The organism is Mucilaginibacter gossypii, assembly GCF_017569325.2.
Classification (GTDB): domain Bacteria; phylum Bacteroidota; class Bacteroidia; order Sphingobacteriales; family Sphingobacteriaceae; genus Mucilaginibacter; species Mucilaginibacter gossypii.
Genome location: NZ_CP071878.2, coordinates 1,959,278 through 1,982,455 on the forward strand (window position 1 = coordinate 1,959,278; position 23,178 = coordinate 1,982,455).

Genomic DNA, 23,178 nt, shown 5'->3' on the forward strand with positions numbered 1-23,178 from the left:
TCTGTAACTTTAAGATACATGTCATTATGTTAGATAGCTTTGAACATACCTCAGCACCCCAATACTGGCTCACTCGTTTTGTGATCCTTCGTTTGCTGGGTGCGGTTTACGCGGTGGCGTTCCTTGTGGCTATAACCCAGGTGCTGCCATTAATCGGCTCAAATGGCTTATTACCGGTTGATCATTATTTGCATCAGGTAAGTATAGCACTGGGTTCAAAAGGAGCAGGGTTTATGCGGCTGCCTTCAGTGTTTTGGTTTTGGCATTCAGATCAGGCATTACTGCTTGTTTCATGGACAGGTTTAATTTTATCCCTGATTGTTGTGGCCGGTTATGCCAGCGCGTTTTTAATGGGGGTATTGTGGGTATTGTATCTATCATTGGTACATGTTGGGCAGGACTGGTATGGTTATGGCTGGGAAATCCAACTTACAGAAACGGGCTTTCTTGCTATATTTTTATGCCCTTTGCTGGATATGCGGCCTTTTCCCAGACGTCCGCCGCCTTTGCTGGTTATCATCCTGTTTCGCTGGCTCATCTTCCGGATCATGTTTGGTGCTGGAATGATCAAATATCGTGGCGATGCTGTGTGGCGCAATGGAACTGCATTGTATTATTATTTTGAAACCCAGCCAATACCGGGACCGTTTAGCCGCTGGTTTCACTTTCTGCCACATTCGTTATTGCGGCTTGGTGTTTGGTTCAATTGGCTGGCCGAACTATTGGCACCCTGGTTTGTTTTTGGCCCGCGGATATTCAGACACATCGCTGGTAGTGTTATTATTTTGTTTCAATTTGCAATCATCCTGAGCGGGAACCTCTCTTTTTTGAACTGGCTTACCATTGTGCCTGCGCTGTCTTGCCTTGATGATGGTTTTTGGGCTAAACTTTTGCCGGGCGTACTTGTACGCAAAGCTGCGAAGGCCGAAGAGCAAGCTGAAGTTTCGCAGCCTATGCACTACACCGCACTGATAGTAACTTGTATAGTAGGATTGCTAAGCTTCCAGCCCGCGTTTAACCTCCTGTCGCCCAAACAAATTATGAATACCTCATTTGATCCACTGGAGCTTGTAAATACCTATGGTGCATTCGGCAGCGTGGGACAGGAACGTTTTAATGTAGTTTTTGAAGGAACAAGTGATCTCAATCCCGATAGTGCAAACTGGAAAGTTTATCCTTATAAAGGCTTGCCGGTAGCACCTGACCAGTCTCCCCGCCAGGTGGCGCCGTACCAATTAAGACTGGACTGGCAGATGTGGTTTGCCGCAATGTCCACAGCCGATCAGTACCCCTGGACATATCATCTGGCCTGGAAACTATTGCATAATGAACCGGGGGTAGTTGGTTTATTTGCCGGAAATCCTTTCCCGGAAAAACCACCGCGTTATATTCGTGCAGTTATTTACCGTTACCGTTTTGCCCGTCCCGCGCCTGGTGCCGGCCCTTACTGGGAGCGGGAAAAGTTAGGATTATGGTTACCGGTGCTTTCCGCGCAAAACCCGCAATTTGTTGCTTATCTAAAAGGCCAGGGCTGGCTATAGGCTACGGTTAATCCGGCTCCATTTCAATTGAAATCAACGACCTGCATCAATAACTATTTTTAAATTTTATTTTCGCGAAAATATTTTCTTAATGAAAGAGCAATTGTCTGGTTTACTTACCGCCCTAAAAGAGGGTACAGTTACATTTAATGAAGTTATCGAATTTATTAATAATTATTACGAGCATCAGCCAACTGCATTTAAAAATGGCAATGTTTATAACGAAGCAGCACAGAACCAGGGCAGCGCCAGGGTTTTCGCTTTTGCACAACTCAATAATCTAAGTGAGCCTGATACGCTTTATTTATTTGCGGAGCACTATAGGACCGTCCTTGCAAATCCAGATGGTACAGATCATCAGAATATCCGTCAGTTTATGGCCTATGGCTGGCCGGGAATCAGGTTTGAAGGAGATGCACTTGTATTGAAGTCAGGACAGGTCTGAAGCGGACCTTAAGATTCCGTTATCGACATATTTAGCAATAATTTACGATATATCATTTAAGTAAAGGTTGACCGGTACAGAGCGCATTATTAATTGTATTCTAAACAATCATTTATTCACTTATTTATTGATTATTTGAATAATAGATTGTTACTTTATGATTCCAATTATAATATTGCCTTGTTCAACAATTTGGGCTCATCCGATACAGGTGACGAAATATCAAATTCGCTGCACCAGCGTCTGTCATCGGGCGATGAGCTTGCTTTTAAGTTATTCTTCCAAAAAAACCAACCCCGGCTTTTCGCCTATATTTATAAAGTTGTCAAGTCTCGCGAAATTGCAGAAGAATTGGTGCTTGATATTTTTGTAAAGATCTGGTCGGCTAAAGAGATCTTAAGTGAAGTAGAAAATGTTGATGCTTTTCTTCACCGGATGGCTGTAAATAAATCACTCGACTTTTTACGTACGGCCGCCCGTGAAAAAAAAATACAGCAGCTCCTTAACCAACACATGCAGTATGAGCAGGCAACGGCAGCCTCAAATCACGATTTTAAAGAATATAACCAGCATGTGATTCATTGTTTGCAAATGCTTACTCAGCAGCAACAATTGATACTCAATTTAAGCCGGGAAGAGGGGCTTACGCATGAGCAAATTGCTGATAAGCTAAACCTGTCAAAAAACACCGTAAAAAATCACATTGTTACAGCTTTAAAAAAAATGCGCGAGTTTATAAAGCACGGTCAACTATCCATCTTGCTTACAATCTCGCTTTTTTTTATTTTTTTTCAGATCTGATTAGTCCTCTCTTCTCTTTTTATCGTCATGTATATGAATTGGTTTTAACCAGCCAAGTGCAGCATGTCAACAGCCTCGGTTTTTCGCATAAAATACTTATTTCAAAAATACCTGGACTCCTCGTGTACTACAGAAGAGTTTAACGAACTTTTTGAACTGATGGCCAAAGAGGAGAATCTACCAGAAATTGAAGGTTTATTGGAGAAACTATGGGCCGATACTGAAATGAAACCTGATACTGACGCAGAAGTCGGCCATCAGGAGGTTTTATATAATAAGTTGCTTGAGATTGTAAAAAAGGAAAAAAACGTTTACTCATTTCAAAAAAGAAGCTCCAAAACAATTATCCGTCCGGTTGCCGCGACCATTGCATTGTTAATATGCGCAGGCCTGTACTTTTTACACACAAGGCCCAAGCCAATGCCCACGCTGGCCCGGGTAACACCATTAAACCCCGTCCGCCATGTGCACGAGATCAGGCTGGCCGACGGAAGCGTAGTGACATTAAATAAGAACAGTCATTTAGACTACCCGGCAAAATTCAACGGGAAAACCCGCGAAGTATATTTAACCGGCGAAGCCTATTTCGATGTAAGGCATGATCCACTTCACCCTTTCCTGGTGCATACAGGGCAAATTACAACCCGCGTGTTAGGTACGGCATTTAATATTAAATCGGAAGGCAGTTTGATCCAGGTAACGGTAACCCGTGGAAAAGTTAAAGTATCTACCCCTAAAAAAACTTTAGGCATTTTATTGCCCAATCATCAGATAAGTTATAACGAAATCAATAATCAATCTTCCATAGATATATTGAATGCCAAAACAACGGTACTTTGGAAAGAGACCGATTTGGTGATGGATCATATGACATTGAAAGAAGCCGCGGCCGTTTTAACAGAAAGATATGGTGTAAAAGTTATCCTTGATAGCGAAAAGATAGGGAGCTGTCGTTTTAGCGCCACCTTCTTAAATACTACTGGGTTGGAACAGGTTGTCAAAGTATTATCGCACCTGAATAATTTGAGCTATAAATGGAGTAAGGAGGGGGATGTTACGCTATCTGGTTCCGGCTGTGAATAATAACCAATTTTTTACCTCTTAAATAAAAAACCTATGAAACATTGATACTTTAAACCTTCCAGATTAAAAAAGCCCCGTTGCTTACGACTTCTCACATCATTCGGCGACAGGGCAAGTATTTAACCAATTATTATTAACCGATTAAAACCAATGCAAGTTATGAAAAAAACTCTTGCGTTTAAGCAATGGTGCACATTATCCGGTGCCTCTGCACGCCAATTTTTAAACACATTCCGAAAAATTATGCGATTCAGTTTTATGATCCTGCTGGTATTACTGGTCTCCGGTCAATTGCTCTTAGCTTCCTCAAGCAAGGGGCAATCGCTTGATAAGATCAATGTCAGGCTGGAAGTGGGTAACGAAACGATAAAATCGGTGATCAAAAAAATTGAAAAGCAAACCAATTTGCGGTTTGCTTACAAAGACAATGTCCTGTCACCAAACACCCGCGTTACCGTTTCTTCCCTCGACAAATCGGTAAAGGATATCCTGGACGAGCTCTTTGCCAACAGGGGAATTGGGTATAGCCAGATAGACAACAATATTATTTTGTTTAATACCGCAACCAGAGGGCCTGCTTCGAGCAACAACAACGGGCAAATCGAAACAATACCTATAAATGGCAAAGTAACCGACGAAAAAGGTGAACCCCTGCCTGGTGTATCGGTAAGGATAAAAGACACTGATATCGGTGTAGCAACTAATGTTTCGGGCGATTTTACCATTACTGTTCCCAATGCCAATACCGTATTGGTATTTACTTTTTTAGGATTCAGGCCGTTAGAACAGAGTGTTAATGGCAAAACCTTTTTAAAGGTGGTTTTAGTTCCTTTGAGCAAATCGCTCGAAGAGGTGATTATTGTGGGTTATGGTGCGGTAAAAAAGAGGGATCTTACCGGTTCCGTTGTTTCTGTTAAGGGTGATGAGATCACCAAAGTTGCGGCATCAAATCCTATGGAAGCGCTTCAGGGAAAGGTTTCGGGTGTAGATATCGTGCGTACAAGCGGTGTCGCAGGTGCAAATGTAAGCGTAACTGTTCGTGGTAACCGGTCTCTATCTGCAGGCAACGGTCCGCTTTATATAGTCGATGGAATCCAGTACAGCAATTATGAAGATATCAATCAAAACGATATTGCATCCATGGAGTTTTTAAAGGATGCTTCATCAACTGCTATTTATGGTTCGCGCGGAGCAAACGGTGTAATTATAATTACAACAAAAAGAGGCAGCAGCGGGCAACCGAAAGTAGCTGCGGGTTCATATTATGGAATTTCGGATGTTGCAGGCTATCCGGTACCCATGACAGGGCCGCAATATGCAAACCTGAAACGTGAAAGCTTCAGAACTATCGGAACATGGAATTCTCCTGCCGACGATCCAAAAGTTTTTACCAGTGCAGGCGATCTGGCTGCGGTTCAAAGCGGCCTGTCATATTACTGGCCTGGATTTTTACTGCATAAGGGCTCCCAACAGGATTATAACGCCAGCGTTTCCGGTGGTAGTGAAAAAACAAAAGCTTACTTTTCTTTTGATTATTTTAAGGAAAAAGGGTTATATGCTAATGATTACTCAAACAGGTATACCCTGCGGTTAAATATAGATCACCAGTTATTCAAAGCTTTTAAAGTGGGGCTGCAAAGTCAGCTTGCTTATTATGATCAAAACCTTCGAAACGATGGGGTATTATCCGTAGCCAATAAAATTATTCCCTATTTTAATCCGTACAATGCAGATGGTAGTATAGCTAAATTTCCGGGTAACGGTAACCAGGCCAATCCTCTTTTTGATGATGATGCATCCCAGTTTGTAAATAAAAACAAGATTACCCATTTGCTTTCAACCGCCTATGCAGAATGGAAGCCAATAAATGGCTTAACCATACGGTCAAATTTAGGTATCACACTATCTGGTTCACGAAACGGCCATTTTGAAAGTGCCAATACTATAAACCGGGCCTTATCTTCAGGGTCATTATCGTCAGTAACCAATTCAAACGAAACTAATTTGCTTTGGGAAAATATTATCACCTGGCAAAAAACAATAGCCAGGCATAGCATAGTTGTAACGGGTGTTACCAGTTATCAATCAAATGCTATGGACCAATCCGCAGCACAAGGCACCGGACAACTAATACCCGATCAGTCCTTCTACGCGCTGCAAAACAATCCGTCTAACTTAAAAATATCAAGTAATTACGTTGGGCAACATTTAACTTCAGGAGCATTACGTTTAAATTATGCATTTAAAGACAGGTATTTACTAACCCTGACTGGGCGTGCTGATGGTTCATCCGTATTGTCGTCGGGAAATAAGTGGGCATTCTTCCCTTCGGCGGCCGCGGCCTGGCGTATGGTTGATGAGGGATTTATGAAAACCCAAAACGTGTTTTCTGAGTTGAAATTACGTTTAAGCTATGGGGTTGCCGGCAATGCTGCTGTAAGCGCATACCAAACCCAAAGTAAGGCAGTGCTTATTCCATTTTCATGGAACGATATAACTGCGTTAGCATATGGCCTTGACCCCAATATCGGAAACCCTCAATTAAAGTGGGAGTTAACAGGAACCTTAAACGCTGGTATAGATTTCGGAATTTATAAAGACAGGGTTTCGGGCACTATAGATTATTATGATTCGCACACCAGGGATTTGTTATTGCCACAGCAATTACCTGCCTCAACAGGAGCGCTAAGAACATTGGCCAATGTTGGCAAAAGTCGTAATACAGGTATTGAGATTGCACTGAAAACCATTAACATCCAATTAGAAAGCTTTACATGGACATCCAATATCACCTATACACGCAATAAGGAGCGCATCACGTATTTACCAAATGGTGTGAACGACCTTGCCAATGGCTGGTTTATAGGCTACCCGGTTGTATCTTTTTACGATTATCAAAAAACAGGGATCTGGCAAACATCTGAAGCTGCCCAGGCTGCAACTTATGGGTATAAGCCAGGTGATATTAAGGTTGCTGATTTAGATAATGACGGAAAGTTTACCACAACATTTGACCGTAAAATACTTGGCTCAGCTGTCCCAAGGTATAGCTTTGGCTTTAGCAACGATTTTAAATATAAGGGCTTCGATTTAAATGTGCAGGTATTTGGACGTATCGGGCAGATGTTCGTATCTCAATACGCGTTGAAGTATGAGCCTAATGGAATTGAAAATGGCGCCAACGTAGACTATTGGACGCCTGAAAACCCAACAAACTCCTACCCAAGGCCAAGTGCCAATATCACAAAAGCATCCGAGCCATTTGCTTCAACATTGGGCTACAAAGATGGTTCGTATGTTAAAATAAGGAACGCAACGCTTGGGTTTACCATTCCTGCAAGTGTAACTAAACCCATCCACGTATCTAATTTGAGGATCTATGTGAGCGCCAAAAACTTTGCGACCTTCTCAAAGATAAAAGATTATGATCCTGAAGGCGGCGGTTCATTTGACAGGCCACTTACTAAATTGTTCCTGGCCGGTTTAAATATTTCCTTTTAACCAATACTAATATCTTAAAAAACATATTATGAAAAATTTACTAAAAAGTTGGGCGCTGCTGCTTATAGTCATTGCCACTTTATTTAGTGCCTGCAGCAAAAAGCTCGAAGAATATAACCCCAGTAATTTAACCGCTACAACAGTTTATACCAAAGCGGTAGGTTTTGAAACATTGGTTAATGCAGCCTATACCTATACCCGGTTTTGGTATGGGAAGGAAGAAGGATACCTGGCCTCTGAAATGGGAACGGATATCTGGACGAGCGGTACCGGCGACCCATACCCAATGTTTACTCAATATATTAATTTACAAGGCACCGCAGACCCGCTGCCTTTATTGTGGAACAACTTGTATGCCGGTGTAAATTTATGCAATACGGGCATAGCCCAGATTGCTGCCGTTACAGATTATACGGCAGCCCAAAAATTGAACCGCGAAGCCGAGCTGCGTTTTTTAAGAGCATTTTATTACTGGCATATTGTTGAAACCTGGGGTGGTGTAAACTTTACCACCAAACCAACTGCAGGCGCCAATACAGAAGCTAATAAAACACCGGTAGAGACTTTTTACAAGCAGATATTTGAAGATCTTACATTTGCAGTAGCTAACCTGACTCCAACCACCACCGATTACGGACGGGCAACAGTGCCGGTAGCTAAAGCCTTTTTAGCGCGGATGTATTTGACCCGTGGTATGAATGCCGAAGCATTTAACATGGCCGATGATGTGATTAAAAACTATAGCTATGTTTTGCAGCCTAAATATGCTGATCTGTGGAATATGGGGAACCTGAAAAATAAGGAAGTGATTTGGGCCATTGATTATTCAACCAACCTGGCCAATAACGATCTTACCTCGGCAACATATCCAAACGGGCACTATCGCGGTTCAAACAACGGGCACTTACTATACCTGATGGTTTATGACCAGGTAAATTCAAGCCTGCTCGTCCGTGATATTCCGAACGGAAGGCCGTTTAACAGGTATATGCCCACTTTGGCTTATCTAAACATGTTTGATCAGCAAAATGATTCACGCTATGCCGGTTCTTTTCAGAGTGTTTGGTATGCTAACAAAGCAGGTAATTATAATGGTAATGCTGTTAAAGTTGGCGATACGGTTTGTTATACCCCCAATGCAACTATACCTGCAGCATCGCAGAGCAGTAAATACGTTACTTATGACCTGTCCAAGGTATATAAATCAAATGGGGTACCTATTCAGCGTAAGTTTTATGTTTCTTTATCAAAATTTAAAGATTCAACACGTGCAAGTGTGGCTGAGGCCCAAAGTGCCCGCGATGTCTTTGTGATCAGGCTGGCCGAGATGTACCTGATTGCTGCCGAAGCAAAATTAAACCTGGGCGACCCGGGAACCGCGGCAACTTATATTAACGTACTCAGGACAAGGGCGGCAAAACCTGGTCATATCGCAGAAATGCAGATCACTCCTGCACAGGTTACGCTCGATTTTATTTTGGACGAAAGAGCACGTGAGTTGGGCGGCGAACAGTTACGCTGGTTTGATTTGAAGCGAACGGGTAAATTGGCGAGCCGGATCCAGGCTATGAACCCGGACGCGGCAGCCAATTTCAAGTCATATGAATTGGTACGCCCCATACCTCAGGGACAAATTGATGCCGTAACCAATAAAGATGTATTTAAACAAAACCCGGGCTATAATTAATTTGAAACGGTAAAAAGGGATCTGATAATTGATCCCTTTTTATAATTTTTGAGCCTGCTATAAGTATGCAACCGGAGAGAACAAATTTTGCTAAAAAACAATATATGATGTACAGGAGCGGTAATATTAGAATTAAAGGCTTATTATTTATCTGCCTTTTAATGAGTGCGGTGTTGTTGATGTCTTTTCTGATTACTCCCGGCCATACCACCGTATATCTGGCGGGTGATTCAACAATGGCCAATAAGCAGCCAAAGGCATTTCCCGAGACAGGTTGGGGGATGCCTTTCAGCGCTTTTTTTGATAGTACGGTAGTTGTTGACAACCGTGCGCAGAATGGCCGAAGCACCAAAACGTTTATTAGTGAAGGCTTATGGCGTTCTATTATCGGCAGTTTAAAGGAAGGCGATTATGTATTTATACAATTTGGCCATAATGATGAGGTGCCCACTAAAAAGAGCTATATCAATGAGCAAGGGTTCCGGGATAACTTAGCAAGGTTCATCCGCGAAACCAGGGAAAAAAAAGCAAACCCGGTATTGCTGACACCAGCAGCGCGAAGAAAGTTTGATACAACAGGAACCATAATTGGCACACATGAAGTGTATTCGGCCATAGTGCGTAAACTGGCAGCAGAACAAAAGGTCCCGCTGATTGACCTGGACAGAGAAAGCCAGGCTTTATTGCAAAAACTCGGGCCCGAGGGATCAAAAAAGTTGTTTAATTACCTTACTCCGGGAGAAAGTATTAATTATCCGGAGGGCCGGGCTGATGATACGCACTTTAGTAAGTTGGGAGCCCTGAAAATGGCCGAAATAGTTTTAGCAGGCATCCGGTCGTTAAAGCTTGGACTTACCCCGCATATCGCGCATTCAAATGTTAAACCTTTATATGAAAAATAAATTACTGTTCGTTACGCTATTAATTATAAACGGACAGGTTCTTGCGCAGCAAAAAAAAGGACTATCCGTAACTGGTGCCAATTATGTCTCTAAAGTATGGGTGGCAGATCAGGGTAATGGCACCTATAAAAATCCGGTGATAAATGCCGATTATTCCGATCCTGACGCTATTCGCGTTGGCGATGATTTCTATCTTGTATCTTCAAGCTTTGAAGCAATTCCAGGTTTGCCTGTTTTGCATTCAAAAGATCTGGTTAACTGGAGCATCTTAGGTTACGCGTTATTGAAGCAGCCTCCCTTTGATCATTTTGACGTACCGCGGCACGGCGATGGGGTTTGGGCCCCCGCCATCCGCTATTACCATAACGAATTTTATATTTATTATCCTGACCCTGATTTTGGCATTTACGTGGTAAAAGCTAAAAACCCTGCCGGTCCCTGGAGCAAACCCGTTATGGTAATGGAAGGCAAAGGTATAATAGATCCCTGCCCGCTGCTGGATAGCGACGGCAGCATGTACCTTGTGCACGGCTTTGCAGGCAGCCGGGCAGGTATAAAAAGCGTAATCGCTGTAAACAAATTAAATAATGACGGAACCAGGATAGTTGACGACGGCGTGATTGTTTATGACGGACATGAAATGGACCCTACCATAGAAGGCCCGAAGTTTTATAAGCGTAACGGGTTTTACTACATTTTTGCTCCGGCTGGGGGCGTCCCCACAGGCTGGCAACTGGCGCTGCGTTCAAAAAATATCTATGGGCCATATGAGCGGCGGGTAGTAATGGATCAGGGGAAAAGTAGCATCAATGGCCCGCATCAGGGTGCATGGGTGGATACACCAACCGGAGAAGACTGGTTTCTGCATTTTCAGGATAAGGGCGTTTATGGGCGCGTAGTGCATTTACAACCAATGATCTGGAAGGATAACTGGCCTGTTATTGGTGTGGATAAGGATGGTGATGGCAAAGGCGAACCGGTATTAACGTATAAAAAGCCCAATGTTGGTAAAATCTTTCCGGTGAGCACTCCGCAGGAAAGTGACGAATTTAATACCATGTCTCCAGGCTTACAATGGCAATGGATGGCTAACGCGAAGCCCGTATGGATGTTTATGAACACCAATAAAGGCGCTTTGAGGCTTTATAGTTATCAACCCCCAAATAATCCCGCTAACCTGTGGTTTACGCCAAATGTGCTGTTACAAAAGTTTCCGGCTGATGAATTTATGGCTACTGCCAAAATCACCTTTACGCCTAACTTAAAGCTGGAGGGTGAAAAAACGGGACTTACCATTATGGGTTTCAGCTACGCTAATATAGCCATGCAAAGTAAAAAAGATGGCATATACCTGGTATTTACTACTTGTACAGAAGCAGATAAAGGCAAAAAGGAGCTGGAGGAAGTGATTACGAAGCTATCGTCACCAACTGTTTACCTGCGTGTTAAAGTAACGAAGAACGCTGTATGTAACTTCAGCTACAGCACCGACGGAATAGATTATAAAAATACCGGCAGGCCATTTACGGCCGAGGCAGGCCGTTGGATTGGGGCCAAGATCGGCTTGTTTTGTACGCGTACAAGCCAGATCAATGATTCGGGTTATGCTGATGTAGACTGGTTTAGGGTAACGCCTAATAATTAACACGTTGTGTGGGTATATATTGGAACCGGTACCCATGATTTGTTAATCAGCAATAAATAAAATAAACGAAGATGATCCGGTTAGTTTATCATCACCAAAATGAATTCGTATGAGAAGTGATCAGCTTATAAAAAGGTGCCTGCTTATTATTGCCATCCTTGCACAGTGTTCATTGATGTTACAGGCTCAAAACAAGCAGCCTTATTCGCAGCGCATGACACAAACGGTTATGACTATCTGGAAAGATAACCTGACAACCGGCGACAAGTGGACTTATGACCAGGGAGTGATTTTGAAAGGCATAGAAGGCGTGTGGCAACAAACAGGCGACAAAAGATACTTCACCTATATACAGCGATGTATGGACAGATATGTTACGCCCGACGGCAATATCCGCACCTATCAGCAAGCTGATTATAATATAGATAACGTATTGTGTGGCCGTAATTTGTTGACGTTATATAAAGTGCTGGGTGCCCAAAGATACTATAAGGCGGCAACGTTGCTGCGTGAACAACTGCGGAAACAACCGCGTGTACCACAGGGAGGCTTTTGGCATAAAAACCGTTATCCAAACCAGATGTGGCTGGACGGCTTATATATGGGCGAGCCTTTTTATGCTGAATATGCTGCTGCTTTTCATGAAGATACCGCATTTAATGATATAGCCAGGCAATTTATCCTGATGGAAGAAAAGGCCCGCGACGCAAAAACCGGGCTGTTATATCATGGCTGGGATCAAAGTAAAAAAGAACGTTGGGCTAACCCGAAAACCGGCCAGTCGCCTAATTTTTGGGGCCGGGCAATGGGTTGGTATGGGATGGCATTGGTTGATGTGCTTGATTATTTTCCGGCGCAGCATCCCAAACGCGTGGAGTTACTGGCAATACTTAACCGGCTTGCTGCGGCAATTGTTAAATATCAGGATGAAAATTCTGGCTTGTGGTACCAGGTACTTGACAAAGGTTACGCCAAAGGGAATTATCCGGAAGCATCGGCATCATGCATGTTTGTATACACTATGGCAAAAGCGGTGAGGCAGGGATACTTACAACCAACCTATTTACCCGCCATTCAAAAAGGCTATAACGGAATTATCAAAAAGTTTATTGAAACAGATGCAAATGGACAGTTAAATCTTAACGGCACGGTGAGTGTATCGGGGCTTGGAGGGAAACCATACCGGGATGGAAGTTACGAGTATTATTTAAGCGAAAAGGTAATAACTAACGATGCTAAAGGTGTCGGCGCATTTATATTAGCCAGCGTTGAGGTAGAGCGCCTGGCCGATGTGTATAGCGGAATGATAAAACAATAATTCTGGTAGTCGAAAAAATCTTATGTATCATAATTATCACTAATTCCATTGCCGATTATAGGAATGGGGTCGCCACTAATATACTTTAGATTTTTAACTTTGATCCACTATGAAATGGATCACGCGTGCCCGTCCTAAAATTGACCGTATTGCCTGCCCCTGGCTCATCAAACGCTTCATTGATCCTGAAGGTGAAATCATCTACGTTCCTTACGAAGAAGTGTTGGCGAAGGCAGCTGAGCTGGATGCTATCGCCTTTGATATTCCCAATGTAGAGTATACCCACTACGAAGATCAATGCACCTTTGATTATTTCCTTAAAAAACACCAGTTAAAAGATGCAGCTTTAAACCGGCTTGCCTCGATAATCAGGGGCGCGGATACCGACCGTCACGATTTTGCGCCGCAATCAGCCGGGTTGGAAGCGGTATTTTCGGGGTTAAGACATGATATTGCCGATGATCAGCAGCTCCTGGCATTAGGCATGGTGATCTACGATGGACTATACAACTGGGCCAAATACCTCCATAAACAAAAACATACAGATGGGCCTGTTGAACAAAGGCTTATAGCGGTTTACCACCAGTACCTCAAAACTAAAGGAGATAAAAAAGCGCCATCCTGGACAAAGGAACTTAAAGAGATGATCCAGGATCAAATCGATACCAATATGAGCCTGAGCCTGCAACAGGCGTCTGAAGAGTTGGAAATCAATCCGGCCTATTTATCCAGGGAGTTTTCCAAATATTTTGAGAATATGAGCTTTGGCGATTATATCCGGAAAATGCGGATTGAAAAAGCCATTAACCTGATGGGGACCACCACCCACAGCTTCACAGAGATTGCTTACCTGACCGGCTTTTCTGATCAGGGCCATTTTTCGAGGATTTTTAAACAGCATACTGGGCAAAGCCCTTCGGAGTATAAAAAAAGCCTGGCCAAAAAGTAAAATCTATCCAAATGGTAAATTTTATTCAAGCTTTTCCTGTAGATTGTTTATAGCGTTGCAACCATAAATTTATATATAGTGTATTCAAAAACCTATTCGAAATTTTATCAGGCTAAAACCTCAAAAATTATACTGTTGATGCTGGCCATGGGGTTGTTTTGTCAGCAGCTTCATGCACAGCAATCCGGCAGCATTTATCTTGATTCCCTGCTCAGCACGGCGGCCCGTAATTATCCGCTGATCAAGGCCAAACGTTTGCAGACCCAGGGATTGCAATATGCCGTTAAATTACAGCAAAACGGCATCATTCCTTCTATAAATGCATCTTACCAGGTAGATTACGCTACTTACAACAATATTACGGGTATGATCTACCCGCAATACATCACACCTATCAGCGGGCCGCCAAGCAAATCAAATGATTATAAAGGCACGCCGGGAAGTGCTGCGGCTCTGAACCTGCAATGGGAGCCTTTTACCTTTGGGCAGCGTGGAGCAGCCGTTGAATTGGCCAGGGGAAAACTCAAAAACGGGCAAGCCGACGAAACGCTTACCATTTTTCAGCATAAGATATTTGTGATTAATGCCTGGCTCAATTACCTGCTTACGGCCGACCTGGTTAAAGTTTATCAAAGTAATATCAGCAGGGATGCTTATCGCCTGAAACAATCGCAGGCTGTTGTATCAAGCGGGTTAAGGCCCGGAACGGATTCATCTACTTTTCACGCCGAACTGGCTAAAGCGCAGATTCAACTCATAGCTTTTGAACGCCGAAGGGATTCATGCCTGATCGTTTTAAAAGAATTTACCGGTGGTAACTTACCCGGTACCCCGGTGGCAGATTCTGCGATGTTTAAGAGCCTGCCTGTTGTTCCACTCAATGCTGATGATACTGAACATCCCGAGCTTAGCTTGCAAAAAACCAATGTACTGACCAATGAGTTAACCCTTAAAACCTACAAAAGGAGCCTTTTGCCTAAACTAACTATCTGGAGCGTGGGTCATGGCCGCGGATCAGGCGTAGCCGCCGATGGGTCCGTTAATAATGGTGATGGGTGGCGTTTTGAGCGGTATAATTACGGTATCGGCGCACAGCTTTCTTTTCCTATCCTGGAAGTATTTCGACAGAAACCATTATTCAAACAGCAGCAACTGAATATTGAGGCCAGCCGGGAGCAGCTTAAACAAACCGAACTTCATTTGAATACTGAGCGGGAAATAGCAGATTCCGCTTTAACTAAGGCCATACAATCTGCCCGCCTGGCCCCGGAAGCATTGAAAGCGGCGCGGTACGCCTACCAGGCTATACAATCCCGGTATCAGTCGGGGCTCATCAGTTATTATGATGTGATCCAATCCCTGCAATTGCTTTACCAATCGGAAGCCTCGGTTAAGATCGCTTATTGGGGAGCCTGGAAATCTTTATTAACTAAGGCCGCTTACCAGGGCAATATAGATATCTTTTTAAATCAATACGGAAAATGAATATCATCCAGCTTTTATATGGTTCATTAAGAAAACCGGTAACGATCATTGTCGCGGTTATCGCCATTATTTTCTTTTCCGTAATTTCTATTCGCAATATGCCCGTGGATATTTTTCCAAAACTGGGCACCCCAACCATCTATGTAGCGCAAACCTATGGCGGCTTGTCTGCCGAGCAATTGGAAGGTTATATCACTTCTTATTATGAATACCACTTTCTGTATGTTACCGGCATTAAATCGGTTGAAAGCAAGACAATACAAGGCGTAACCCTGCTAAAGCTGAACTTTCATGAGGGTACGGATATGGGCCAGGCCACCGGTGAAGTTGTGGCGATGGTGAACCGGGCGAGGGCATTTATGCCACCGGGTACTATATCTCCCTTTGTTACCCGTTTTGACGGCGGCAGTGTACCGGTAGGGCAACTGGTATTCAGCTCAACGCGCTCCCTTTCCGAAGTGCAGGACCTGGCCTTGTTTAAGGTAAGGCCCATGTTCTCAACCCTGCCGGGTGTTTCCGCTCCGCCGCCGTTTGGGGGTAATCAGAGAACCGTACTCATTAAAGCAGATCCTGATAAATTACGCAGCTATAACGTTACACCCCAGGACCTGGTAACCGCCATTGCCAAAGGGAATGTTATCACCCCCTCAGGCAATATTCGTGTGGGCGATCAAACGCTGATCACGCCGCAAAATACGGTTGTGGAAAATATCCAGGACCTGGCTAATATTCCCATTAAAACTGGCAGCGGCCCGGCTGTTTTTGTACATGATGTGGCCGCGGTAGATAATGGGGCGGACATTACATCAGGTTATGCGCTCATTAACGGCAAACGCTCAGTATATATTCCTGTAACCAAAAGGGCCGATGCTTCTACCTGGGATGTGGTTCAACGGGTTAAAGCGGCATTGCCGGATATGCAGGCTGCCATACCGCCGGATATCAAAGTGAGCTACGAGTTTGACCAGTCGGGCTATGTCATTAATTCGATAAAGAGTTTAACTACAGAAGGGATATTAGGCGCCGTACTCACTGGCCTCATGGTACTGTTATTTCTGCGCGATTGGAGGGGATCGCTCATTGTGGTGCTTACTATTCCGCTGGCCTTGTTATCAGCAATTATTTGTTTGAAATTATTCGGGCAATCCATCAATATCATGACTTTAGGCGGCCTGGCGCTGGCCGTTGGTATTTTGGTAGATGAAGCTACCGTTACTATAGAAAATATCCATCATCACCAGGAAAAAGGCGAACCCAAAGGCCGGGCGATACTAGAAGCTTCTAAAGAGATAGCATTACCCAAGCTGTTAATATTGCTATGTATCCTTGCGATATTTTTTCCGGCATTTTTTATGTCCGGTATTCCCAAAGCGATGTTTTTGCCTTTATCCTTAGCGGTAGGTCTGGCCATGATCGCGTCATTCCTGCTTTCACAATCCTTTGTCCCGGTCATGGCCAACTGGCTTTTTAAGGATCGTTTGAGCGAAAACGCGAAAGAGGGTGAAAAGATGAGTAAATTTAAAGACCGGCATGGCAAATGGCTGAAAAAAGCCGCCACCGCATCTACATTGATTGTTACGGTATACCTGTTGGTATCTGTGGTTGCCGCGGTTTTATTGTTCAATGTTTTAGGAAAAGAATTATTTCCTAAAGTTGATGCAGGCCAATTCCAGGTCAGGATTCGTTTAGCCGATGGCACCCGTCTCGAGCGTACTGAAACTAAAACCAAAGCATTGCTGGCCCTGATAGATAGTTTATCGGGGCAAAAAATAGCCATTACCTCTGCCTTTATTGGCAACCAGGGCTCGTCATATCCTGTTAATGCTATTCACTTATGGACAAGCGGCCCCCAGGAAGCAATTCTGAAGGTCAATTTTGTGGAGAATGCAGGCATAAATCTCGAAGATTTTATGGAAACTTTGAGAAAAGAAGTGGCCCTGAAAATACCTGGTATGCAAATTTCCTTTGAGCCGTCGGACCTGGTAGACCAGGTGATGAGCCAGGGCACCAACACCCCTGTACAAATTAGGATATTGGGTAAAAATTTATTACAGGACAGGGATTTTGCGCAGCGGATCCTCGACCAACTACACAAATTGCCATACCTGCGGGATATTACCTATGGCGCACCTCAAAGTTACCCCGCCATGAAACTGGAGTTTGACCGGGTTAGGTTAGGACAATTAGGCTTAACGGTAGATGACGCAAGTAAATCACTGATCGCGGCCACGTCTTCCAGCAGGTTTACCCAGCCCAATTACTGGCTGGATAAAGCTAATGCCACTGCTTACCAGGTGCAGGTTCAGGTGCCGGAGTTTGTCATGAACGACCCTGGTAAGGTAGATAATATCCTGTTGGGTTCAAATGGCGGCAAACAGGTGTTTATGCGGGATGTGGCCAGTTGGAAGATGGGTAGGATAGAAGGGGAGTACGACCGTTTAAACCAAAAGCGTTTTATCACGCTTACAGCTAACCTGCATGGCAAATCGTTAGGCGCTGCCATCAGCGACATTGATAAGATTATTGCGGGCTTAGGCAAGTTGCCCGATGGTATGAAGATCCAGCAGCAGGGCCAGGCAGAAGTGTTTCAGCAAACATTTGATGAACTGCAAACAGGTGTCCTGCTGGCCATTGTCGTGATATTCCTGTTGCTGGCTGTTAATTTCCAATCATTCAGGATTTCGCTGATCGTGATCGGTATTATACCAGGCGTATTGACCGGGTGTTTTTTATTGCTGTGGCTAACGGGCAAAACCTTAAACATTCAATCTTACATGGGTTGTATTATGGCCATTGGCGTGGCGGTGGCCAATGCTATCCTGTTTATCATACAGGCAGAAAGCTATCGTAAACTAAGAACCGAAAATTCATTTCTGATCGGGATCAGGGATAGGACGCGGCCAATCCTGATGACCGGCCTTGCAATGATCGCAGGTATGGTCCCGATGGCATCGGGAATAGGTGAGGGCGGGGATCAGACCGCGCCTTTAGGCATAGCGGTAATAGGCGGGTTATTATTCGGGTTGCTCTTGAGCCTGTTAATTTTACCACTGATCTATCATGCCTTAGCCGGCGATCGCCCGGTTAAGTTAATCTCACTTGATCCCGACGATAAGGAAAGCAAATACTTTACCATTACAGAACCAAACGCATGAAAGCATTACATACATATTTAGGATTAGGCCTGTCGCTGGTACTTGGAGCTTGCGGCAGCAATGAAAATAAGACACCGGTAGCTACGGTGGCGCCGGCAAAACAACCTGTAGAGCTGATTGAACTTAAAGCCGGTAAAGTGAGCAATAAACTCAGCCTCACCGGGGAAATTATACCAAACGACCGCGCCAATATCTATGCCCGTACAGCCGGTTATGTAAAAGATGTAAAAGTGGACATTGGCAGCAAGGTGAGTAAAGGCCAGGTGCTTTGTATCCTGGACGCGCCGGAACTAAAAGCCGGCGAGGCGCAGAGCCGCAGTAACAGCCAGGGAGCTTATTCTAAGTTCCTGTCCAGTAAAAGCGTTTATTCGCGGTTGTTAAAAGCATCCAAAACACCCGGCGCCATATCAGATAACGAGCTGGATATTGCCCGCAACCAAATGAAAACGGATAGCTCCGCTTACGAAGCTTCTAAAGCTGCTACCCGGGCTAACCATGCATTAGAAGATTACCTGGTTATCCGGTCACCATTTAACGGAGTAGTTACCGCGCGTAATATTTTTAAAGGCGATTATGTGGATAATACCGGTAAAATCCTGCTTTTTACTGTAGAGGATAACTCGTTGTTAAGGATCCAGGTGTCGGTACCGGAGGCTTATAATGCTACTAAAATAGAAGATAACCAGGCCTCGTTTACCGTTTCTGCTTTGCCGGGTGTTGTATTTAAAGCCAATCTTGCCCGAAAATCGGAAGCGATCAGCTCAGATACCCGGAGCGAAACATGGGAGTTTAGTTTCCCCAATCAAAAAAAACAGCTTAAGCCCGGGATGTTTGCCCAGATCACCTTAAACGTTGATCGACCTGATCCTGGCTTTACGGTACCTTACAAGGCTGTTGTAACTACGCAGGAACGCAAGTTTGTCGTGAAACTCGTGGATGGCAGAGCGAAATGGGTAGATGTAAAAACAGGGTTTACAGGCAAAGAAAAAGTAGAAATTACTGGTGACCTGAAAGATGGCGATAAACTGGTTAAACAAGCCAATGAGGAGATGAAAGAGGGTGCAACTCTTCCTGTTAAGCAATAGTTGATCAATGTATCACACAGAGGTTATAAATTAATTCCGGGGTTCCAATCGAAACATTGACAGATACACAGGCAACAGTGCTATCAGGGCACAGGTGAGCTTTTCCATAGATCATTTGCCGCAATATGCAATGGCGATCCGTAAGCCTTGCCTTAGTCATATCAAAAAACGGTTTTAAAATTTCAATTTCATTGCTATCTTAACCTGATTTTTTGATAAGATTTGTACCTGAACCCATGCGTAAAGTAGTTCCCTTATTGCTAATAGCAATTATCCTTTGTACTGAACGTGTAAGCGCACAACGCGACACTATAATGGCTTACATGAAGAATTTTACTGTTGCCCCCTGGCTGGCACCATCAGCGAAAATAACCAATAGTAAAGATAGTGCTGATTTTATCCGAATGGTAACCACACCAGATTCCAGTACCGATAACCAACTTTTCCCCGTCAATGATTATTATTTAAATGGGAAACCCAAACTTCAAGGTGTTTCGAATACAGGTTTAATAGAGGCACAATTACAAGGTGCCTGTATTGAATATTTTCCTAATGGTAAAAGGAAGCGTATTTGCAATTATGAAAAAGGCAGGCTTTCCGGCGATATAACCGAATACTATCCCAACGGCAAAATTTATTTGTCCGGAATTTACAAAAAGGATACATTAATCGTTGCCCAGTGCGCTGACTCAACAGGACGCGTATTAGCCGAAAACGGCAACGGTACTATAATTCTTTATTCTGATGATTTTAAAAACACAATCGGTACTGGTCCTATAAAAGACGGTTTAAAAGACAATGCCTGGAATGGAACCTTAAACGATACTTTACGCTATGAGGCGACTTATAAAAGCGGCAACCTGATTGCAGGGAACAGCTATGCGAAAAGCGGTAATAAATATTCTTTTAATAAGGAATATACTGCCCCTGAATTTATGGGAGGGCTAAACAAATTCGGAAGCTTCCTTGCGAAAAGTATAGTATACCCGCTTGAAGCACGTAATAATAATATACAGGGGCGGGCAATCTTAACCTTTACCGTTGATCGGCAGGGCATCTTACACGATATTCGCTCCATACAAGGGAACCTAATCCTGGCTCAAGAAGCTTTACGGGTGATGCGTTTATCCCCGCCCTGGAAACCCGCCACCAGTTATGGCATCACTGTTGATGTAATTTATTCTGTACCAATAAGTTTTTCATTGGCTTATGAACAACGCTAAGTTAGTTTTAAACCAATCCCAACACTTTGCTCGTCCTTGCCCTGGTTTCATCGCTCAAAGCCTCGTTACTGGCCAATGACACGCCATATGAAGGGATCATTTGCCTGAATTTTTGCTGCCAGGCCTCTGTTTTGACGTGGTTTTTAAAACAACGTTCGATAAGCTGGATCATAATAGGTACCGAAGTAGATGCGCCCGGTGAGGCGCCTAACAAGGCTGAGATACTGCCATCAGCAGAGGTAACCACCTCTGTGCCAAATTCCAGCACACCAGTATGTTTGGCGTCCTTTTTAATAACCTGTACACGCTGGCCGGCTATATCCAGATCCCAGTCTTCGGCTTTGGCCGTTGGCATGTAATCCTTAAGTGCGTTAAGCCTGTCGGCAGGCGATTGCATAACCTGAGATATGAGGTATTTGGTTAAAGGCCAGTTATCGCGCCCCACAGCAAGCAGGGGAAGTATATTGTTTAACTTAATAGAACCAAAAAGATCAAGCAGAGATCCTTTCTTCAGGAAGCGGGTTGAAAAACCTGCATATGGACCGAAAAGTAAAGATCGTTTACCATCAATCATCCGGGTATCCAGGTGAGGAACCGACATTGGCGGCGAACCAACCGATGCCTTACCATAAACTTTGGCTTCATGTTGTTTTACCACATCGGGGTTGTTACATACCAGCCACTGGCCGCTTACCGGGAAGCCGCCAAAGCCCTTACTTTCCGGAATTCCTGATTTTTGCAACAGGGGCAAGGCACCACCACCGGCACCAACAAAAACAAATTTAGCATTCAGTTTTCTTTTATTGCCAGTGTTTTTATCTTTTACCGTAATTTTCCAGGTACCGTCGGCATTGCGTTTAATATCTCTTACATCATGATTAAGGCTTATGTTTACGCCTCCTTTTTGTTTAAGCTCATCTATAAGCGCACTGGTAAGGCTGCCAAAGTTTACGTCGGTGCCGATATCCATAAACGTTGCCGATACTTTTTCATCAGGGTCGCGGCCTTCCATCACCAGCGGGATCCATTTCTTTATCTGAGCTTTATCCTCCGAGTATTCCATCCCTTTAAAAAAATGATGCTTGGTAAGGGCCTGCTGACGTTTTTTTAGATATTCAACATTTTCTTCACCCCAAACAAAGCTCATATGCGGCACTTTACGGATAAAACTTTGCGGGTTATTTAAAAGGCCCTGTTCAATAAGATAAGCCCAAAACTCTTTACTGGTTTCAAACTGCTCGGCAATTTTAATAGCTTTTTTTATTTCAACGCTACCATCGGGAAGCTGGGGTGTGTAGTTTAATTCACAAAATGCTGAGTGACCGGTACCTGCATTGTTCATCGGGGCCGAACTTTCGGCAGCGATAACATCCAGGCGTTCAAAAATTTCAATCGTCAGATCGGGCTGCAGCTCTTTAAGCATTACACCAAGGGTGGCGCTCATAATACCTGCGCCAATTAAAACCACATCAACTGTTAAATTTGAACCTGTACCGCTATTAGTCATTTTATTATGATATCCTGCATATGCCGCAGTGTTATTTATAACAAGGTAAACCTCGTTTTTTTAAAATTGTTATGATGGTTTAAGTCCTGCCGCTAATTAACCGGCCCGGCAAAATAAATCAGGCAATTTTAAGAAATTTTTATAGAAAAACTGTTCTTTACCTGTCCATTAAATGCAATAAAATCTATGTTTAAATTGTTTAAACTCCATTTATAGATTAATACCGCATTTGGTATATCAAAACACGATAACACAAAACGGCTAAAATGATGTATATAAGTTAAGAGCTAATCTATAAACCATGATTCTGTTTAAACCATGTATTTGTTTTTGCGCCTTGGCGATGACCATATTTGCCTGCAAACAAAACAAACCGAAGCCTGTATCAAATGATATTTCAAAAACAATAGTTACCGTTGCAGGTAAAAAAAATAGCGTGATCAATAATCCGCGCAAAAAATATGGAGAGGCAACGGTGGGCGATCCATGCGTAAAATGTTTGCTTACAGTTATTCAGGATAGTAAAAGCTACAAAGAAAACACCAACGGTGTTTCGCCGCAAAACATAAATTATACCATTAACTGGGTAAAAGCGTCGGCCCCGGCATTAACACCAGACACGAGTAACAAAACCAACGGTATAAGAGTTGACGTAAAGAAAGATGAAGATGGTGAAGACGCGCGCTTATGCACATATATTTATAACAATACCAGCGGTACCATGTACCTGCTCAATAGCCAGAATAAATATCAGCATGAAGTGTCAAGCATAACACCCGCAATTCTTAAAAAAATCCGCCATAATTGTTACTGGGGTGTGGCATCAGAATAATTAGCTTTGCCTTCAACAG

The 23,178-nt window shown here is 43.6% G+C and carries 16 protein-coding genes; 15 read left to right on the plus strand and 1 reads right to left on the minus strand.

Going from position 1 to position 23,178, the window contains the following annotated elements; all coding sequences use genetic code 11:
- Positions 1–26: 26 nt before the first annotated feature.
- The 14 genes from J3L18_RS08260 to J3L18_RS08325 all read left to right on the plus strand — a co-directional run bounded on the left by J3L18_RS08260 (position 27) and on the right by J3L18_RS08325 (position 20,820).
- Positions 27–1,541 carry a lipase maturation factor family protein gene (locus J3L18_RS08260; protein ID WP_129570122.1) on the plus strand — a complete coding sequence of 505 codons (1,515 nt, stop codon included), beginning with the start codon at positions 27–29 and terminating at the stop codon, positions 1,539–1,541.
- A 91-nt stretch (positions 1,542–1,632) separates the two neighbouring features.
- Positions 1,633–1,986, plus strand: a complete 354-nt coding sequence (locus J3L18_RS08265; RefSeq protein WP_129570123.1) for a HopJ type III effector protein — start codon at positions 1,633–1,635, stop codon at positions 1,984–1,986.
- Positions 1,987–2,121: 135 nt separating this feature from the next.
- Positions 2,122–2,787: an RNA polymerase sigma factor gene (locus tag J3L18_RS08270; RefSeq protein WP_189549285.1), complete on the plus strand. Its 666-nt coding sequence runs from the start codon at positions 2,122–2,124 to the stop codon at positions 2,785–2,787.
- A 63-nt stretch (positions 2,788–2,850) separates the two neighbouring features.
- On the plus strand, positions 2,851–3,870 hold the full coding sequence (locus J3L18_RS08275) for a FecR family protein (RefSeq protein ID WP_129570125.1): 1,020 nt from the start codon (positions 2,851–2,853) through the stop codon (positions 3,868–3,870).
- 243 nt (positions 3,871–4,113) lie between these two features.
- Entirely contained in the window at positions 4,114–7,371 is a 3,258-nt protein-coding gene (locus J3L18_RS08280) for a SusC/RagA family TonB-linked outer membrane protein (RefSeq protein ID WP_243771463.1), read from the plus strand.
- Positions 7,372–7,399: 28 nt separating this feature from the next.
- Positions 7,400–9,058: a RagB/SusD family nutrient uptake outer membrane protein gene (locus tag J3L18_RS08285; protein ID WP_129570126.1), complete on the plus strand. Its 1,659-nt coding sequence runs from the start codon at positions 7,400–7,402 to the stop codon at positions 9,056–9,058.
- Between the two features lie 179 nt (positions 9,059–9,237).
- Positions 9,238–9,960, plus strand: a complete 723-nt coding sequence (locus J3L18_RS08290) for a rhamnogalacturonan acetylesterase (protein ID WP_311085772.1) — start codon at positions 9,238–9,240, stop codon at positions 9,958–9,960.
- Positions 9,950–11,605, plus strand: a complete 1,656-nt coding sequence (locus J3L18_RS08295) for a glycoside hydrolase family 43 protein (protein ID WP_129570128.1) — start codon at positions 9,950–9,952, stop codon at positions 11,603–11,605. Before J3L18_RS08290 ends, J3L18_RS08295 begins: the two co-directional genes overlap by 11 nt.
- A gap of 109 nt (positions 11,606–11,714) precedes the next feature.
- Positions 11,715–12,923 carry a glycoside hydrolase family 88/105 protein gene (locus J3L18_RS08300; RefSeq protein WP_129570129.1) on the plus strand — a complete coding sequence of 403 codons (1,209 nt, stop codon included), beginning with the start codon at positions 11,715–11,717 and terminating at the stop codon, positions 12,921–12,923.
- Positions 12,924–13,032: 109 nt separating this feature from the next.
- Positions 13,033–13,872, plus strand: coding sequence for a chromate resistance protein ChrB domain-containing protein (locus J3L18_RS08305; protein ID WP_129570130.1), 840 nt, complete (start codon positions 13,033–13,035; stop codon positions 13,870–13,872).
- A gap of 78 nt (positions 13,873–13,950) precedes the next feature.
- Positions 13,951–15,357: a TolC family protein gene (locus J3L18_RS08310; RefSeq protein WP_129570131.1), complete on the plus strand. Its 1,407-nt coding sequence runs from the start codon at positions 13,951–13,953 to the stop codon at positions 15,355–15,357.
- The gene (locus J3L18_RS08315) at positions 15,354–18,512 is read left to right on the plus strand and encodes an efflux RND transporter permease subunit (RefSeq protein WP_129570132.1); all 3,159 of its coding nucleotides are present in this window, start codon (positions 15,354–15,356) and stop codon (positions 18,510–18,512) included. Before J3L18_RS08310 ends, J3L18_RS08315 begins: the two co-directional genes overlap by 4 nt.
- Positions 18,509–19,597 (plus strand): efflux RND transporter periplasmic adaptor subunit, encoded by a 1,089-nt coding sequence (locus tag J3L18_RS08320; protein ID WP_091170874.1) that lies wholly within the window; start codon positions 18,509–18,511, stop codon positions 19,595–19,597. The genes J3L18_RS08315 and J3L18_RS08320 overlap by 4 nt, the downstream gene beginning before the upstream one ends.
- A 236-nt stretch (positions 19,598–19,833) precedes the next feature.
- Positions 19,834–20,820: an energy transducer TonB gene (locus J3L18_RS08325; RefSeq protein WP_129570133.1), complete on the plus strand. Its 987-nt coding sequence runs from the start codon at positions 19,834–19,836 to the stop codon at positions 20,818–20,820.
- A 7-nt stretch (positions 20,821–20,827) separates the two neighbouring features.
- Here J3L18_RS08325 and J3L18_RS08330 read toward each other — a convergent pair whose 3' ends face one another.
- The gene (locus tag J3L18_RS08330) at positions 20,828–22,327 is read right to left on the minus strand and encodes a malate:quinone oxidoreductase (protein ID WP_129570134.1); all 1,500 of its coding nucleotides are present in this window, start codon (positions 22,325–22,327) and stop codon (positions 20,828–20,830) included.
- 301 nt (positions 22,328–22,628) lie between these two features.
- Between J3L18_RS08330 and J3L18_RS08335 the strand changes: the two genes are divergently transcribed.
- Positions 22,629–23,159 carry a hypothetical protein gene (locus J3L18_RS08335; protein ID WP_129570135.1) on the plus strand — a complete coding sequence of 177 codons (531 nt, stop codon included), beginning with the start codon at positions 22,629–22,631 and terminating at the stop codon, positions 23,157–23,159.
- The last annotated feature ends 19 nt before the right edge of the window (positions 23,160–23,178 follow it).

What these genes read in the sequence shown, in the direction of transcription:
- J3L18_RS08260 (WP_129570122.1), top strand. Translation starts at nt 27, where the DNA reads ATGTTAGATAGCTTTGAACATACCTCAGCACCCCAATACTGGCTCACT.
- J3L18_RS08265 (WP_129570123.1), top strand. Translation starts at nt 1,633, where the DNA reads ATGAAAGAGCAATTGTCTGGTTTACTTACCGCCCTAAAAGAGGGTACA.
- J3L18_RS08275 (WP_129570125.1), top strand. Translation starts at nt 2,851, where the DNA reads ATGTCAACAGCCTCGGTTTTTCGCATAAAATACTTATTTCAAAAATAC.
- J3L18_RS08280 (WP_243771463.1), top strand. Translation starts at nt 4,114, where the DNA reads ATGCGATTCAGTTTTATGATCCTGCTGGTATTACTGGTCTCCGGTCAA.
- J3L18_RS08285 (WP_129570126.1), top strand. Translation starts at nt 7,400, where the DNA reads ATGAAAAATTTACTAAAAAGTTGGGCGCTGCTGCTTATAGTCATTGCC.
- J3L18_RS08290 (WP_311085772.1), top strand. Translation starts at nt 9,238, where the DNA reads ATGTCTTTTCTGATTACTCCCGGCCATACCACCGTATATCTGGCGGGT.
- J3L18_RS08295 (WP_129570128.1), top strand. Translation starts at nt 9,950, where the DNA reads ATGAAAAATAAATTACTGTTCGTTACGCTATTAATTATAAACGGACAG.
- J3L18_RS08300 (WP_129570129.1), top strand. Translation starts at nt 11,715, where the DNA reads ATGAGAAGTGATCAGCTTATAAAAAGGTGCCTGCTTATTATTGCCATC.
- J3L18_RS08305 (WP_129570130.1), top strand. Translation starts at nt 13,033, where the DNA reads ATGAAATGGATCACGCGTGCCCGTCCTAAAATTGACCGTATTGCCTGC.
- J3L18_RS08315 (WP_129570132.1), top strand. Translation starts at nt 15,354, where the DNA reads ATGAATATCATCCAGCTTTTATATGGTTCATTAAGAAAACCGGTAACG.
- J3L18_RS08320 (WP_091170874.1), top strand. Translation starts at nt 18,509, where the DNA reads ATGAAAGCATTACATACATATTTAGGATTAGGCCTGTCGCTGGTACTT.
- J3L18_RS08325 (WP_129570133.1), top strand. Translation starts at nt 19,834, where the DNA reads ATGCGTAAAGTAGTTCCCTTATTGCTAATAGCAATTATCCTTTGTACT.
- J3L18_RS08330 (WP_129570134.1), bottom strand. Translation starts at nt 22,327, where the DNA reads ATGACTAATAGCGGTACAGGTTCAAATTTAACAGTTGATGTGGTTTTA.
- J3L18_RS08335 (WP_129570135.1), top strand. Translation starts at nt 22,629, where the DNA reads ATGATTCTGTTTAAACCATGTATTTGTTTTTGCGCCTTGGCGATGACC.